We start from the raw sequence: 14,702 nt of genomic DNA, 5'->3' as shown, positions 1-14,702 counted from the left end.
GCACCGCGCCGCGCCGTACTGGCCACGGAGCGCCGCGGTCGGGCAATATGGGGATCACGGCTCCGCTGGGCGCCGCGAGCGCCGCTCCCGCAGGCGCATCCCGATCACCGTCGCCGAGGAGCCCCGCCGTGACCCAGACTCCCGTCTCCCCCGATTCCGTGCCCCGCGCGGACACCGCCGCGAGCGAGCGCTCCGACCGCGAGCTCGATCGACGTCTTCGGGCGCTCGAAGCGGAGAACGCCGCGCTCCGCGCCGGGCAGACGAGTCGCCGTCCCCGCGGGATCCTCCGCAGCGTCCTCGCCGTGGTGGCGCTCACCCTCGCCGTGCTGCTCGCCCCGCTCGCCGTGCTCGCGTCCTGGGTGCGGATCGAGCTCGTCGACACCGACCGCTTCGTCGCTACCCTCGCACCGCTCGCGGAGGATCCCGCGGTGCAGAGCTTCTTGGGCGACCAGGTGATGGCGGCCGTCGACGAGCAGGTCGACTTCGACGCGATCGTCGGCTCGCTCGCTTCGGGGCTCACGAGCCTCGAGCTGCCATCGGAGGCGGACGCCGCCATCACGCTGCTCCGCGGGCCCGCGGCCCAGGGGATGCGCTCCGTCGTCGCGTCGACGGTCGAGGAGACGATCGCCTCGGACGCGTTCGCCGGGACCTGGCAGCTCGCGCTCACGAACACGCACCGGGCCACGATCGCCCTCATGCGCGGCGACACGAACGGCATGCTCACGCTCGACCGCGACACGGGCGAGCTGGCGATCGACGCGGGCGTCATCGTCGCGCAGGTGAAGGATCAGCTGGAGGCCCGCGGCTTCGGCCTGGCGTCGATGATCCCGAACGTCACGGCGTCGATCCCGCTCACCACCGCCGAGGGGCTCGTCGGTGCGCAGCTCGGCTACGCCGCGGCCGTCGCCCTCGGCACGTGGCTGCCGTGGCTCGTGCTCGCGCTGCTCGTCGCAGGCGTGGCGCTCGCCCGCCGCCGCACCCGTGCGCTCGCGCGCACCGGCTTCGGCCTCACGCTCGGCTTCCTGCTGCTGCTCGGCGGGCTGAGCGTCGGCGCGGCACTCTTCGAACAGGCCGTGAGCCCGGGCGTCATGCCCGGCTCGACCGCCGCCGCGCTCACCACCCAGCTCACCGAATCGCTGCGCTCCACGAGCGCCGCCCTCGCCTTCGCCGCGGCACTGATCGCGCTCGCGGCACTGCTGCTCGGGCCCTCGCGCGGCGCAGTGGCGCTGCGCAGCGCGCTCACGTCCGGCTTCGCGCGGGCGCGCGCCGCGTACTCCGCGCACGGGGTAACGACGGGCGCGGTCGGCACGGCGATCGAGCGCTTCCGCTCGGCGCTCGCGCTGATCGTCGCCGTCGGTGGCGTGCTGATCATCTTCCTCGCCCGCCCGGTGAACGCACCGACGATCGCCTGGACCACGGTCGGGGTGCTCGGCGCGCTCGCCCTGATCGAGCTGCTCCGCCGTCCGGAGGCCGAGGAGCACAGCCCGGCGGCCGAGAGCGCGTAGCGGAGGTCCCGGAGCCGGGCGCGACGCTCAGCACCAGCTCGGGGCCGCCCCGATCACGCTGCGCACCGGGCGCCCTGTCGCTGCGTCGAGCAGCACGGTCGTGGTGCGCGTCCAGCCGGGGCGCACCGCGCGCCCATCGGGCTCCGCGTCCGCCGAGACCACCTCGACCGCGAGCAGCCGACCGTTCGGCGCCGCGCACACCGCGGCGATCCGGCTGCCCGGCGCGGCGGGCGTGAAGCGAACGCCCAGAGCATCGAGCGTCGCCGCCTGCAGCAGCGCACCCTCCTCGGCGTCGGCGGGGAGCGGCTCGGCGGCCGCGCCGAGGAGCGGGTCGGCGCGCCAGAGCGTGCCGTTGTCCGCGCGGACCACCACGGCGCTCGACCCCGGCACGAAGCGCCACTCGGCAACGCGGAGCGCGGCGCCGTCCGCCCGGGCGACGACGAGCGGCGCGGCGAGCGGGCCGCTCGCGTCGAAGAGCAGGAGCGTGCGGTCCGCGTGCTCGGAGCCGAGCGGGGTGCCGCTCGCCACGACCCCGGCGGCGAGCACGGTCGGCTCCGCGCGGAGCTGTTCGAGCACGGCCGGCGCGTCGGCGATCACCTCGCTCGCGTCGCCGCCGGCGAGCGGGGCGACGCGGAGGGCAGCCCGGCCCGACCCCGTCTCGGCGATGACGAGCGCCCGGTCGGGAAGCACCGCGAACTCCTGGATGCGCGGTGCTGGCGTGAGTTCGACGGGCGGGCCGTCTGCGATGACGCCGGAACCGAGCAAGCGGTCTCCCCGCGGGTCGCGCACGAGCGTGAACACCCGCGTGTCCGGCGCGCGCAGCACGGCTTTGACCGTGCTCGCCGTCCCCGTGCCCGCGCTGCGCACGTCCGCGAGGATCCGGAGCTCGCTCCCGTAGTCGAGGCGCTCCCCGAGGGTGACCACGAGATCCGATCCCGAACTCGTCACCTCGACGGGCAGCGCGGGATCGGTGCGCACGAGCCGGGCGTCGACCGGGTCGACGGGCTGGCTCAGCCGGATCGAGACGCGAGCACCGTCCTGCTCCGTCAACGCGACGGGCCGCACCTCCACCGAGACCAGGCGCGGCGGCTGCAAGACGTTGGCCGCCCCGAGCCCGGCAGCGAGGAGTCCGAGGCCGACCATGAGCGCGGCTGTGCGCGCGACGAAGCGCCGGTTTCGGCTAGCCGACATAGGGATCCTCCGGTTCGTCCGCTGGGGTGAGCGCTTCGGGGAGCAGCACCGAGACCCACCCGCTCCCGGCGCTGGGGTTCGGCGCGAAGGCGCCGCGCGCCACGAGCCAGTCGCCCGCGGTAAACCGGCTCTGCCATCCCGGGGCGTACACGGGAACGCCGACCGCCTGCGCGTCCACGGCGCAGCAGGTGATGGCGAAGCGGGTCACCACGAGCACGTTCTCCGGGTCGTCGCGATCGGGCGCCGCGAAGCCGAGCAGCTCGGCGGTGCGGCCGTCGACGGCGGCGGCGTGCGGGTGGCGGGTGAGCACCGACCAGTCGCGCAGCGTGAGCTCGGCGTCCGCGCGCCCGGCGAGGGCCGCGAGCTCGCGATCCGCGCCGGGATCCGCGCCCGGTTCGGAGGCGCGCACGGGCATCGCCTGCTGCGCGGCCCGCTCGGTGCTCAGGGTCGCGGGCGGGAAGAGGATGAGCAGCGCGACCGCGAGCGCAGCGATCGCCCCGCCGCCGAGCCGCCGGAGCGCGCGCCGCAGCCGGGTCTCCGTCCCCGCACGGGCGGGCGGGTGCCCCGCGTGCGGAGCGTCCGCCTCGCCGATGCGCCCGGCTCGCTTCCGGGCTCGCGTCCGGGCCGCGTGCACGGCGCAGCCCACGGCGAGGAGCACGGCCGCGATCCCGCCCATGAGCACCGTGAACCAAGCGGAGCGCGGATGGATGTACCAGGCGAGCCGCCCGCTCAGCGCGAGCGAGAGCGTCGCCGCGATCCCGCAGGCGAGGAGGACGAGGCCCGGCCAGCGCCGCTCAGGCCGCAAGGTTCATCCCCCAGGCGATCGCCGCGACGCAGAGCGCCGTGAGGAACGCGAGCTGCGCCACCGCCCGCCCCGTGAAGGTGGTGCGCAGGAGCACGATCATCTTCACGTCCATGAGCGCGCCGAAGAGGAGGAACGCGACGACGCTGCCGGGCAGGAATGCCGCGCTCACCGAGAGGATGAAGAAGGCGTCGACCGTTGCGCAGAGCGAGATGATCGCGGCGAGCACGAGGAGCGCGATGACCGACCAGAGCGGATCGGCGCCGAGCGCGAGGAGCGCCCCGCGCGGCACGCCCACCTGGATGGCGCCCGCGAGCACCGCGCCGAGCGCCAGGGCGGGCATGAGCTGGGACGTCTCGGCGAGGAACGCGTCGGCGCTACGCGCCAGCCGCCCGCCCGCGTCCCCGGGCGGGTGCGCGCAGCTCGCCCGGAACTCGGGGGTAAGCAGGGCCTCGGGGCGAGGGTGCGTGCTGAGCCACCAGCCGAGCAGGTTGGCGATCACGAAGCCGCCCAGCACACGCGCCCAGAGGATCTCAGAGCCCCAGCCGAAGGCGTGCGCCGTCGTGAGGATCGTGACGGGGTTCAGGATCGGCGCGGCGAGGAGGAACGTGACCGCCTCGGCGGGCGAGCAGCCGCGCTGCAGCAGTCCGCGCGCGAGCGGCACGTTGCCGCACTCGCAGACGGGGAGCACGATGCCGAAGAGGGAGAGCGCGAGCCGGCGCAGGGCGGGGCGCCGGGGCAGGGCCCGCTCGAGCACGCCGCTCGGCACCCAGATGCGCACGGTAATCGAGATCAGCGTGCCGAGCACGACGAAGGGCAGGGACTCGAGGAACACCGCGAGCGCGAGCGTCACGAAGTCCTGCGCGGCGGCGGGAAGCGCGGCAGTACTCCCCGTACCCCCGCCGGAGAGTCCGGGGCGGAACGCGATCGCCGCGATCAGTGCGGTCGAAACGAGCCCGGCCGCGAGCCACCCGGCGGCGCTCCCCCGCGGTCGCACCACGCTCCGCGCACGCGAGGCACTCCGCGACGGCGCGGGATCCCGCTCCGCAGCCGTTGGCTGCCCGGTCCCGCTCACGCGCGGACTCCCCGGGGCACATCGGCGACGATGCGCCCCGCGTCGAGCCGGATCACCCGGTGGGCGACGGCCCGGTCTTCCGGGTCGTGGCTCACCGCGCAGACGGTCGCGCCCCGCGCGGCGCGGTCCACGAGGATCTCCCGTGTGCGGGAGCGGCTCTCGGCGTCGAGGCCGGCGGCGGCCTCGTCGAGGAGGAGGATCGCGGCCCCGCTCGCGAGGCCCTGGGCGAGGAGCGCGCGCTGGCGCTGGCCGCCGGAGAGCTCGTGCAGGGAGCGCTCGGCGTGCGCGGTGAGCCCCACGGCGGCGAGCGCGTCCGAGATCGCCCGGCTGCGCGCCGCGCCCCGGAGCCGCGACACCGCGCGCGGCCCCGAGACGCCGATCGCGACGGTGTCGGCGACGGTGAGCGGCAGCGCGGCCGGCACGGCGGGGCGCTGCACGACGAGCGCGGTGGGGCCGGTGCGGATCACGCGGCCGGCGCTCGGCCGCGTGGCGCCAGCGAGGATCTCGAGCAGCGTCGATTTCCCGGCCCCGTTGGGCCCCATGATCAGGGAGAACGTGCCCGGGCGCAGGGAGAGATCGATGCCGTGCAGCACGGCTGAGCGACCGAACGCCGCGTGGATCCCCTCCGCCCGGATCGCGGGGTCATGTGTCATGACACTCACGCTACCATCTTGAGAATGGTTCTCGTTATCTGTATGGTCGTGTCCCATGCACTGGATCATCGATGCGCTCGGAACCGAGTTCTTCCTCCGCGCGCTCACCGGCGGCGCCCTTGTCGCCGTCATCTGCGGCGTCGTCGGCACCTGGGTCGTCATCCGCGGCATGGCGTTCCTCGGCGAGGCCGTGGGCCACGGCATGCTGCCCGGCGTCGCCCTCGCGACGGTGCTCGGCCTGCCGCCAATGCTCGGCGGCGCGGTCTCGGCGGCGCTCATGAGCGCGCTGATCGGAGCCCTCCAGCGGCGCGGCCGGCTCTCCTACGACACGAGCATCGGCCTGCTCTTCGTCGCAATGCTCGCCGTCGGCATCATCATCGTGTCCCACTCCGGCTCCTTCGCCACGGACGCGACCGCGCTGCTCTTCGGCGATGTGCTCGCGATCACCGGAGCCGATCTGACCGCACTCGCGATCGCCGCGGCCGTCGCCCTCGCGATCGCCGCGGCCGGGCACCGCGCGTTCATCGCCCTCGCGTTCGACCCGCGCATCGCGCGCACGCTCGGCTACCGCACCGGCCTCGCGGCGGCCGGCCTCACCGGCCTCGTCACCCTCGCCGTGGTCGCCTCCGCGCAGGCCGTCGGCACCCTGCTCGTCGTCGCGCTGCTCCTCGGGCCCGCGGTCGCGGCTCTCCCCTGGAGCAGCCGGATCCCCCAGCGCATGCTGCTCGCGGCCGGCTTCGGGATCGGCGCCGTCGGGATCGGGCTCGCCGTCTCCTGGCTGCACGCGACCGCCGCGGGAGCCACGATCGCCGCCGCAGCCGTCGGCCTCGCGGCCCTCTCCCACCTCGCCCGCGCGGGCCTCACCCGCGCCGCGCCGTCCGCCCCTCGCACCACCGCCCCCGCCACTCCCTTGGAAAGCCACGCATGACCCACTCACCCGCACTTGCCGCCGCGAGCACGCTCGTCGCCCTCGCCCTCATCGGCTGCTCGGCAGCCCCCGACCCCGGCACCGCAGCCGCCCCGTCCCCCGGGTCCACGACGGACTCGGGTGCCTCGGACGCTGCGGACGGGCACGGCGCCGTCGCCGGCGCCTCGGAGGCCGCCGAACCGCAGCTCCACCTCGTCACGGTGGACGCTGCGGGCGCCGTCGGCCTCCTCGATCTGCTGAGCAGCGACGAATCGTCGCTCGGCACGATCACGGCCCCCGACCGCGTCGAGAGCGACGGGCGCTACGTCTTCGCCGCGCACGCCGCGGGGCTCGAGATCATCGACAGCGGCGCCTGGACCTGGGATCACGGAGACCACTTCCACTACTACCGCGGCACGCCGCGGCTCGTCGGCTCGGTCCCGGGATCCGGCTCAGCCCGAGTCGTCGGCGGCCCGCTCGCGACCGCGGGCGGCACAGGCGTCTTCTTCCCGGGCTCCGGCGAGGCCGTGCTGCTCGACAACGCCGCGCTCGCCGCAGGCACCCCCGACGAGCTCTTCCGGGTCTCGGGCACCGCGCACGCCGGGCTGCTCGCCCCGCTCGGCGCTGGGGCGATCGTCACCGAGGCCGACAACTCGGGCCGGATCACCCAGTTGCGCGCCCTCGCGGCGGACGGCACGCCGAGCGAGACGACGGTACCCTGCCCCGACGCGTCGAGTGCACTCACGACGCGCGGCGGCACGGTGTTCGCCTGCGCGGACGGCGCCGTGCTCGGCACCGTCGACGCGGACGAGCAGGCGGTGCTCGAGCGCATCCCGCTTTCGGAGACCAGCGGGGCCGAGGCCGGTGCCGGCGCCGAGGCCGGTGCCGCCGGGTTCGGCGCAGCGCCGACGGAACTCGCGGGCCGGAAGGGCCGCCCCACGGTCGCCGGCATCAGCGCGGCATCCGGCAGCGGTTCGAGCCCCGGGTTCTGGCGCCTCGACACGCGTGCGCGGAGCTGGCACTGGACCCCGAGCGCCGTGCCGCTGCTGCACGCCATCGCGGTCGACGATGCCGAGGATCACGTCGTCGTGCTCGATGCAGCGGGCAGTGTGCGCGTGTTCCGCGGCGACACCGAGATCGGTGCGACGGATCCGCTCCTCAGCGCGGCCGAGCTCACCCCCGAGGCCCGCGACCGGATCACGCTCTCCGTCGACGCGCAGCGCGCATACCTCGGGGCGGCGGATTCCGGCGTGGTCTCCGAGATCGACTTCGCCGACGGCGCCCGGATCGCCCGCGAGCTGCGCCCCGCGGTGGCCCCGGTGCACCTCGCGGAGACGGGCCGATGAGCGCGACCCCCCGCCGCGGCCGGGCATCCGCGACTCGCGTCCAGGCGGACCGAGCGCCCGGGATCCGGACCCCACGGACCCGGACCCCGGGGATCCGCGCGCTGCTGGCTGCCGCACTGCTCGCGGCGACCGCGCTCGGCGCCACTGCGTGCGCGTCATTCGGCGGCTCGCCGGGCGCCGGGGACGCACCGCCGTCGATCGTCGTGACGACGAACATCCTCGGCGATGTGGTCGAGGAGCTCGTCGGCGACACCGCGGACGTCACGACGCTCATGCGCCCGAACGCCGATCCCCACTCCTTCGAGATCTCGGCCCAGGAGGCCGCGGCGCTCGACCGCGCCGACCTCGTCGTGTCGAACGGGCTCGGGCTCGAGGAGGGCCTCCAGCACCACCTCGACCGGGTCGAGGTCGCGGGCGGCGCCCAGTTCGTGGCAGGCGCGCACATCACCCCGCTCAGCGGCCAGGAGGGCGCGGCGACCGCCGACCCGCACTTCTGGACCGACCCCGCGCGCATGATCGAGGTCGTCGACGCACTCGGCGCGCTCCTCGCGAGCGGCGAGCTGCCCGGCTTCGACGGCACGGCGCGCGCGGAGATCGGCGAACGCACCGCGAGCTACGCCGCACGGCTCACGGCGCTCGACGCGGAGATCGAGGATCGCTTCGCCGCGATCCCGCCCGCCCAGCGCACGCTCGTCACGAACCACCACGTCTTCGCGTACCTCGCCGAGCGCTACGGCTTCCGCGTGCTCGGCACCGCGATCCCGGGCGGCACCACTCTCGCCGCGCCGAGCGCCGCGGACCTCCGCTCGCTCGTCACCGCGATCGGCGAAGCGGGCGTCCCCGCCATCTTCGCCGAGACCTCCGCACCGGACCGACTCATGCAGGTGCTCGCGGAGGAGGCCGACATCGAGGTGCGGGTCGTTCCGCTCTTCACCGAATCGCTCTCCGAACCCGGCGCCGGGGCGGAGAACTACACGGAGATGCTCGCCACGAACGCCGAGCGGATCGCCTCGGGGCTCACCCCCTCCGACCACTAGCCCGGCCGTGCGCTCAGCCGAGCGCCGGCCACCCACCCCAACATCCCAGAAAGGGAACCCATGACCCAGACCGAACGCGCACGCCCCCGAGCGTCGCGCCATTCCCGCCTGCTCCTCACCGTGGCGGCGAGCGCGGGCCTCGCGCTCCTCGCGAGCGGCTGCACCGCACAGGCTGGCGCCACCGACGAGGCCGATCACACGCACGCAGACCACTCGCACACCGATCATGACCACGCGGCGCAGGCAGATCGCCTCGCGGTCACCACTGCTGGCGGAATCACTGTCCTCGACACGAGCAAGATCAGCTCGGGGTCGCTGCGCGCGACGGGCGAGCTTGCCACCGAAGAGTTCACACGAGTGAACAACTTCGGTGATGGTCAGCATCTCCTCGTCACCACTTCACGCGGCTTCGAGGTCCTCGACACCGACACCGCCAAGCTCACGGGACTGGTCTTCCCAGCAACCGCGGCGGGGCACGTCGTGCGGCACGCGGGGCATACGGTGCTGTTTGACGACGGCACGGGCCGCACCACGATCATCGACACCGATTCCCTTGCGAAGAACAACACGACCGCGCCGAAGTCGCGCGAGTACACCGCCGCGGCACCGCACCATGGAGTGTCGATTGAGCTCGGCGACGGCACGCTCCTCACCACGGTCGGCACGGCAGACGCGCGCACCGGGGCGGCAGCGCTCGCCCCGCATGATGACCACTGGCACGAGCACGCCACGGCCGAGAACTGCCCCGGCATCCACGGCGAGGGAACCGCGGCCAACGAGGCCGTTGTCTTCGGGTGCGAGGACGGCGCACTGCTCTTCACCGACGGCGAATTCACGAAGCTCAGCGCACCCGACGCCTACGGGCGCATGGGCAATGCGTTCGTTTCTGAGGAGAGCCCGCTCGTCGTGGGCGACTACAAGAACGATCCGGATGCTGAGGGGTACCTCCTGAGTGCGATCACGCTGATCGACACGAAGGCGGAGACGCTCACGGTCGCGGAGCTCCCCGACAACATTCGCTACACCTTCCGCGATGTGGCGCGCGGCCCCGTGGGAAACGCGTTCATCCTCTCTACGGACGGCAGCATCCACGTGATCGATCCCGCGACGGGTCAGGTGCTCGACGCGTTCCCCGTTGTGCAGCCCTGGGAAGGGCCGAAGGAGTGGCAGGACGCACACCCCGCCCTCGTGGTGGACGGCGACGTCGCATACGTGACCGAGCCCGCCGCGAAGGCCGTCCACGCCGTTGATCTCACGAGCGGCAAGACCCTCGCGAGCGCCACCCTCGAGGGCGTCCCCAACGAGATCGCGGTCGCGCGCGGCTAACGCCACGCGTGGGTGGCCGGGGCGCGTGCCCCGGCCACCCACTGATCAGCGCAGTTGCGGACAGAAGTGAGCGCTGCGGCAACACATCGCGTGTGTCACGAGGCGTCCCCAGTGTGTGCGCGGAAGGCTGGGACTCGATGCCCTGCAGCCGACGAGGCAATCAGAAGTTCCAACCGTCTCACCCGGGTCTCTTCTCTCTTCGCGCTCATCACCCACCAGACGGCGTCACGTCGGTACGACGGCGCGAACTTCCCGAAGCTCTCCCAGGCCACCCCGCTGTCAGCAAATCGCCGTGCGTAGTCGGGGTGCAGCTCGACGTTTCGCGATGCAGACGAATAGCCTGAAATATCCTTTCGGTTCTCGAACAGCTGCAGCCCTTCCGGCCGCATCTTTCCGAGTCGAATCAGCGCTTCAGCCTTGCTCACGTTGACGGCGCTCCACACGCTGTTTCGCTTGCGGGGCGTGAATCGCACGGTGTAGCTGTCGCTGTCGACGCGTTTCCTGAGTCCGTCGATCCAGCCAAAGCACAGAGCGACGTCGACTGCTTCAGACCAGGTCTGACTCGCTACTCCTGAACCCTTCTTCTGGAACAGAACCCACACCTCACGCCGGTGGGCGTGATGCTCGTCGAGCCATACGCTGAACGCAGCAGCATCGCTGAAGAAGAGTGCTTCGTCCATTGCGTTCCCTACCGAGTCGGGTTTCGTGCCAACCAACTCAGGATCGCACGTGTGGTCTCACTGGGACACTCCTGGTGCACCCAATGCCCGCTATCCACGCTGAATTCTTCAACGTTGGGGACGAACGTCGACAGGGATTCCGATCGGGCGACTGCGTCGCGAAGACCGTACATCATGAGCGCGGGCTGGTGGATGATCGGATCGGCTTCCGCCAAGAGATGCCAGTTCCGGTTCAGGTTGCGATACCAGTTGATCCCACCAGTAAACCCCGAGTGCGTGAATGCGGCGTCGTACATGGCGAGTTCCTCCTCGCTGAGGAGCGGCTCGCCCAGCGGAGCATCGCTCTGGGCGGTCTCGATGAGCACCATGCCCGGCGCGGGGGGCTTCAGTGGCTCGTTCCGACGGTACAAGTTGTTGATGAAGCGTGCGGGGTTCGCGTCAAACACCGCATCTGCGACGCCCTGTTGCTTATTGAAGTGGACGAAGTAGTAGTCATCGCCGAGCACTGCCTCCATGAAATCTAGCCACGGCATCTCTCCACGGGCGAGGTACGGCAGACTGAGCGCCACCACTCGGTCAACCCGCTCCGGGTACAGCAGCGTGAAGCTCCAGACGACGAAGGCCCCCCAGTCGTGACCCATGAACGTTGCGCTCGTGTAGCCGAAGTGATCGAGCAGCGCGGCGAGGTCTCCCGTGAGATGTTCAATGTCGTACTCAGCGATATCCGCAGGCCTGGCCGAGTGCCCAAACCCTCGCTGGTTGGGTGCGATCACATGGTAGCCCGCCGCGACAAGAGCTGGGATCTGAAAGCGCCAGGTGAACGCGAGATCGGGCCAGCCGTGGCAGAGCACGATCGGATTTCCTGCGTTCTCTTGGCCGGCTTCGAATACTTCGAGGTCAACACCGTTCACGGAGATGATGGTGGCGTCGGGGAAGGCAAAGTCATGGGTTGGAATCTTCATTTTCTCAAGGTAATCCAGCAAACAGGACACCTTTTGACCGGTTTTTCTGCAAGTATGAAAATCATGAAATCGGATCGCCTGGTCGCCATCCTCCTGCTGCTGCAGCGGCGTGAACAGGTCACTGCCGCAGAGATCGCACAAGAACTCGAGGTGTCCGAACGCACCGCACGGAGGGACCTCGATGCGCTCGGCATGGCGGGAATTCCCATCTATTCGGTCCGAGGGAGATCCGGCGGCTGGCGGCTCCTCGGCGGCGGTCGCATTGATCTGTCGGGACTGACCGAGAGCGAAGCGCGCGCACTCTTCGTCGCTACCGCGCCAGCGGCAACAGCCGACACCGCGACACCAGAACTCCGAGCGTCTCTGCGGAAGCTCGTTCGAGCCCTCCCCGAGACCTTTCGGACCGGGGCCGAAGCTGCTGCGTCTTCCCTCTTCGTCGATTCACGCCCCTGGGGTATTGCTGACGCTCCGAGCAGTCCACCCCCGTTTCTCGAAGCCCTGCAGGATGCCGTCATCCGCGGGGTGCAGGCGCGGCTCGGCTACGTCGACAGCGCGGGCGCCGAGTCAGATAGGATCGTGCACCCGCTGGGCTTGGTATCGAAGCGACCGCACTGGTACCTCGTGGCGCACACCGCACACGGCCAGCGGACGTTTCGCCTCGACCGCGTCACCGCTGTCGTTCCCAGCGATGAACCCGCACTTCGGTTCGCGGACTTCGACCTCACAACCACCTGGCGCGCCCTCACCGACGATGTCGAGCGCCTCCGAGAGGGCGTCGAGGTGCACGCGTTCTGTGCGCCTGAGGGGCTCGATTTTCTCCGCACAGCGGTGGGCGACAATCTCCACATCGGTCAGGCGACGAGCGATGGTCGCATCCCGGTGGTGATCCATGCACCAAGCGAGTACGGGATTGCGGGTCACCTCGCCGGCCTCGTCGAGTGGCTGGACATCATCAGCCCACCAGGAGTGCGAGACCATCTGGGAAGAATCGGTGCGGCACTGACGCGCCGCTATTCCCTCCCCCGAGATGCGCCCGCGGAGTGGACGCCAGCAACCGCGGACGAATGATCGGGAAGAGCGGACGCACGGTCGGGCATGCGACGCCGCGCGCCGCCACGCTGGAATCATGACCACGACTGCCCCCATCACGCTCCCCCGAACGTCACCACCCGGCCGCATGCGCTACGGCGGCCTCATCGCGCTCATGGCGATGAGTTTCTTGCTCGTCACGGCCGAGTTCCTCCCGAACGGCGTGCTCACCGAGATGGCCGAGAGCCTCGGGGTGACCCCCGGTCAGGCCGGGCAAACCGTCAGCATCACCGCGCTCGCCGGACTCATCGCGGCCCCGACCATTGGTCTGGTCTTTCCCCGGCTCGATCGGCGCGTACTCCTCGCCGGGATGGCCGCGCTCGGCGCGGTGTCGAACCTCGTGGTCGCGCTCGCCCCGTCGTTCCCGCTCATTCTCGCCTCGCGGTTCCTCCTCGGCGTCGCGATCAGCACGTTCTGGGCGATGTCGATCAGCGTCGCGGCTCGGCTAGCCGGGCCCGAACGGCTCGGGCGGGCGATCATGTTCACGTCCGCGGGGATGTCGCTCGCCACGGTCGCGGGCGTTCCGCTCGGCGTCGTGGTGTCCGAGCTCGCCGACTGGCACCTCGCGTTCGCCGGCCTGAGCGCCGCGATGGCCGTGCTCGCCGTCGTCGTGCGCGTCGTACTGCCACCCGTCCCCGCCGCGCGCACCAGCAGTCTCGCCGCGCTCGGCCGCACCCTCGTGCGCCCCGGCATCGCCCTCGGGCTCACGGGCCACACGCTCGTCGTGCTGGGACACTTCCTCGCATACACGTACATCCGGCTCGCGCTCGAGCGCGTCACCGTCGGCCCCGATGCGGTTCCCGTAGACGCGGGCACCATCGTGCTGCTCCTCGCCCTGTTCGGCGCGGGCGGGCTCATCGGCAACGTCCTCGTCGGGCTGATCGTCGATCGCTCGTTCGCGACGCTGTCGGTGCTCGTCCCGCTCGCCATCGCGGTCGCGGTGCTCACCACGCTCACCCTGCCCGGCGCACTCTGGCTCGTCGCCGCGGCGGTGTTCGTGTGGGGCTTCTGCTTCGCGTCGTGGCTCATCGTCGTGAACACGTGGGTGGGGCACCGCCTCCCCGACCGCCTGGAGGCCGGCGGCACGCTCGTCGTCATGGGATTCCAGGCCGCCATCACGCTGGCCGCGGGGCTCGGAGGTCTCGTGATCGACGCGCTCGGCGTCGCCGTCGGCTACGGTGTGGGCGCGGCGCTCCTCGTCGCGGGGGCCGTCCTGTTCGGGCTGTCCCACCGCCAGCGCGAGGGCACGACCCCCGTGTGACGCCGGAAGGCCCGGCTGAAGCCGTCATCGGAGGCGTAGCCGAGTTCACGTGACACCTGCGAGACCGGTGTGCCCGTTGCCAGGCGCCGCTTCGCATCCTCCATGCGAATCCGCGCGAGGTATTGGCCCGGCGTCGCCCCGAGGGTGTCACGGAACCGGCGTGCAAACACCGAGCGCGACATGGCGCCGAGCGCGGCGAGCGTCTCGAGCGACCAGTCCCGCCCGGGCTCGTGGTGGATGGCGCTCAGCACGCGGTCGAGCTGCGGATCGGCCGCCCGCGCGCTCCACCCGCGGGGCGCACAGCCCGCGCCGTACCAGGAGCGCAGCACCGCGAGCAGCACCGTCCGAGCCATGAGCCGGCAGACGACGCTGCTGCCCGCGGGCTGCGGCGCTCCCCCGTCGGCGGAGGCGGAGGCCTCGGCGATCCCCATGTGGCTCGCGAGCGCAGCGCCCGCCGGGTCGAGGGCCGGAAAGCCGAGCAGCGTGAGCGGCTCCGGCAGCAGCTCGTGGAGGCGCTGCGCCGTCTCGCTGAGGTCGAGCGTCACGATGAGGACGGCGCTGTCGCACGCCGCTTCGAGGGTGTGCGCGCAGCGGCCGAGCGTCAGCACGGCGGCGCCGGCCCCAAATCCGCCTGCGGGCCGGGCCGGTACGGCGGTCACGTGCACGCCATCCCGCGCCACGGTGCACGCGGGCATCGTGGCTCCCCTGAGCTCTCCCGTCAGCACGTAGATGAGGGTCGTCACACCGGCTGCGGCGTGCACGCGCTGGCTGGCCGCGAGGTCGCGCCGCTCCGTGCGTCGCACGGTGAGGTCGACGTCCTCGAGGAGGCGGTCAAACACTGCAGATTCGGGCTCGGTCACCCTTCATC

At 72.0% G+C, this 14,702-nt stretch carries 14 protein-coding genes; 7 read left to right on the top strand and 7 right to left on the bottom strand.

What is annotated here, in order from left to right; all coding sequences use genetic code 11:
• Positions 1-128 precede the first annotated feature (128 nt).
• The gene (locus ACR81A_RS05050) at positions 129-1,505 is read left to right on the top strand and encodes a hypothetical protein (protein ID WP_440312884.1); all 1,377 of its coding nucleotides are present in this window, start codon (positions 129-131) and stop codon (positions 1,503-1,505) included.
• Positions 1,506-1,532: 27 nt separating this feature from the next.
• Here the strand turns inward: ACR81A_RS05050 and ACR81A_RS05045 are convergent, their stop codons facing one another.
• The 4 genes from ACR81A_RS05045 to ACR81A_RS05030 are packed head-to-tail and all read right to left on the bottom strand — an operon-like array spanning position 1,533 to position 5,226.
• Complete coding sequence (locus ACR81A_RS05045) at positions 1,533-2,696, bottom strand: hypothetical protein (RefSeq protein ID WP_440312883.1); 1,164 nt, start codon at positions 2,694-2,696, stop codon at positions 1,533-1,535.
• A complete protein-coding gene (locus ACR81A_RS05040) occupies positions 2,686-3,501 on the bottom strand; it encodes a TIGR03943 family putative permease subunit (RefSeq protein WP_440312882.1) in 816 nt (271 codons plus the stop codon). Before ACR81A_RS05040 ends, ACR81A_RS05045 begins: the two co-directional genes overlap by 11 nt.
• Positions 3,491-4,573 carry a permease gene (locus tag ACR81A_RS05035; RefSeq protein ID WP_440312881.1) on the bottom strand — a complete coding sequence of 361 codons (1,083 nt, stop codon included), beginning with the start codon at positions 4,571-4,573 and terminating at the stop codon, positions 3,491-3,493. The genes ACR81A_RS05040 and ACR81A_RS05035 overlap by 11 nt, the downstream gene beginning before the upstream one ends.
• Positions 4,570-5,226, bottom strand: a complete 657-nt coding sequence (locus tag ACR81A_RS05030) for a metal ABC transporter ATP-binding protein (RefSeq protein WP_440312880.1) — start codon at positions 5,224-5,226, stop codon at positions 4,570-4,572. Before ACR81A_RS05030 ends, ACR81A_RS05035 begins: the two co-directional genes overlap by 4 nt.
• 55 nt (positions 5,227-5,281) lie before the next feature.
• Here ACR81A_RS05030 and aztB point away from each other — a divergent pair, with 55 nt between their 5' ends.
• The 4 genes from aztB to aztD are packed head-to-tail and all read left to right on the top strand — an operon-like array spanning position 5,282 to position 9,842.
• On the top strand, positions 5,282-6,154 hold the full coding sequence (aztB, locus tag ACR81A_RS05025) for a zinc ABC transporter permease AztB (protein WP_440312879.1): 873 nt from the start codon (positions 5,282-5,284) through the stop codon (positions 6,152-6,154).
• On the top strand, positions 6,151-7,479 hold the full coding sequence (locus tag ACR81A_RS05020) for an ABC transporter (protein ID WP_440312878.1): 1,329 nt from the start codon (positions 6,151-6,153) through the stop codon (positions 7,477-7,479). Before aztB ends, ACR81A_RS05020 begins: the two co-directional genes overlap by 4 nt.
• Positions 7,476-8,516 (top strand): metal ABC transporter solute-binding protein, Zn/Mn family, encoded by a 1,041-nt coding sequence (locus ACR81A_RS05015; protein WP_440312877.1) that lies wholly within the window; start codon positions 7,476-7,478, stop codon positions 8,514-8,516. The genes ACR81A_RS05020 and ACR81A_RS05015 overlap by 4 nt, the downstream gene beginning before the upstream one ends.
• A gap of 60 nt (positions 8,517-8,576) precedes the next feature.
• Positions 8,577-9,842 (top strand): zinc metallochaperone AztD, encoded by a 1,266-nt coding sequence (gene aztD / locus ACR81A_RS05010; RefSeq protein ID WP_440312876.1) that lies wholly within the window; start codon positions 8,577-8,579, stop codon positions 9,840-9,842.
• Between the two features lie 95 nt (positions 9,843-9,937).
• Here the strand turns inward: aztD and ACR81A_RS05005 are convergent, their stop codons facing one another.
• Entirely contained in the window at positions 9,938-10,522 is a 585-nt protein-coding gene (locus tag ACR81A_RS05005; protein ID WP_440312875.1) for a YdeI/OmpD-associated family protein, read from the bottom strand.
• Positions 10,523-10,530: 8 nt separating this feature from the next.
• Positions 10,531-11,484, bottom strand: coding sequence for an alpha/beta fold hydrolase (locus ACR81A_RS05000; protein ID WP_440312874.1), 954 nt, complete (start codon positions 11,482-11,484; stop codon positions 10,531-10,533).
• 63 nt (positions 11,485-11,547) lie between these two features.
• Between ACR81A_RS05000 and ACR81A_RS04995 the strand changes: the two genes are divergently transcribed.
• Both ACR81A_RS04995 and ACR81A_RS04990 read left to right on the top strand, forming a co-directional pair.
• On the top strand, positions 11,548-12,552 hold the full coding sequence (locus ACR81A_RS04995; protein ID WP_440312873.1) for a helix-turn-helix transcriptional regulator: 1,005 nt from the start codon (positions 11,548-11,550) through the stop codon (positions 12,550-12,552).
• A gap of 58 nt (positions 12,553-12,610) precedes the next feature.
• Positions 12,611-13,834, top strand: coding sequence for an MFS transporter (locus ACR81A_RS04990; protein WP_025135012.1), 1,224 nt, complete (start codon positions 12,611-12,613; stop codon positions 13,832-13,834).
• On the opposite strand, the gene ACR81A_RS04985 is transcribed toward ACR81A_RS04990, so the two are convergent.
• Positions 13,747-14,694: a helix-turn-helix transcriptional regulator gene (locus tag ACR81A_RS04985; protein WP_440312872.1), complete on the bottom strand. Its 948-nt coding sequence runs from the start codon at positions 14,692-14,694 to the stop codon at positions 13,747-13,749. The two genes, ACR81A_RS04990 and ACR81A_RS04985, sit on opposite strands and share 88 nt — an antisense overlap.
• Positions 14,695-14,702 lie beyond the last annotated feature (8 nt).

It is taken from the genome of Leucobacter chromiireducens, from assembly GCF_051993095.1.
In the GTDB taxonomy this organism is placed as follows: domain Bacteria; phylum Actinomycetota; class Actinomycetes; order Actinomycetales; family Microbacteriaceae; genus Leucobacter; species Leucobacter chromiireducens.
Note: the sequence above shows the minus strand (reverse complement) of the source record. Positions and strands in the feature narration are given on the sequence as shown.

Coding starts and splice junctions, on each gene's coding strand:
- ACR81A_RS05045 (WP_440312883.1), bottom strand. CDS start 2,696: ATGTCGGCTAGCCGAAACCGGCGCTTCGTCGCGCGCACAGCCGCGCTC.
- ACR81A_RS05030 (WP_440312880.1), bottom strand. CDS start 5,226: ATGACACATGACCCCGCGATCCGGGCGGAGGGGATCCACGCGGCGTTC.
- aztB (WP_440312879.1), top strand. CDS start 5,282: ATGCACTGGATCATCGATGCGCTCGGAACCGAGTTCTTCCTCCGCGCG.
- ACR81A_RS05020 (WP_440312878.1), top strand. CDS start 6,151: ATGACCCACTCACCCGCACTTGCCGCCGCGAGCACGCTCGTCGCCCTC.
- ACR81A_RS05015 (WP_440312877.1), top strand. CDS start 7,476: ATGAGCGCGACCCCCCGCCGCGGCCGGGCATCCGCGACTCGCGTCCAG.
- aztD (WP_440312876.1), top strand. CDS start 8,577: ATGACCCAGACCGAACGCGCACGCCCCCGAGCGTCGCGCCATTCCCGC.
- ACR81A_RS05005 (WP_440312875.1), bottom strand. CDS start 10,522: ATGGACGAAGCACTCTTCTTCAGCGATGCTGCTGCGTTCAGCGTATGG.
- ACR81A_RS05000 (WP_440312874.1), bottom strand. CDS start 11,484: ATGAAGATTCCAACCCATGACTTTGCCTTCCCCGACGCCACCATCATC.
- ACR81A_RS04995 (WP_440312873.1), top strand. CDS start 11,548: ATGAAATCGGATCGCCTGGTCGCCATCCTCCTGCTGCTGCAGCGGCGT.
- ACR81A_RS04990 (WP_025135012.1), top strand. CDS start 12,611: ATGACCACGACTGCCCCCATCACGCTCCCCCGAACGTCACCACCCGGC.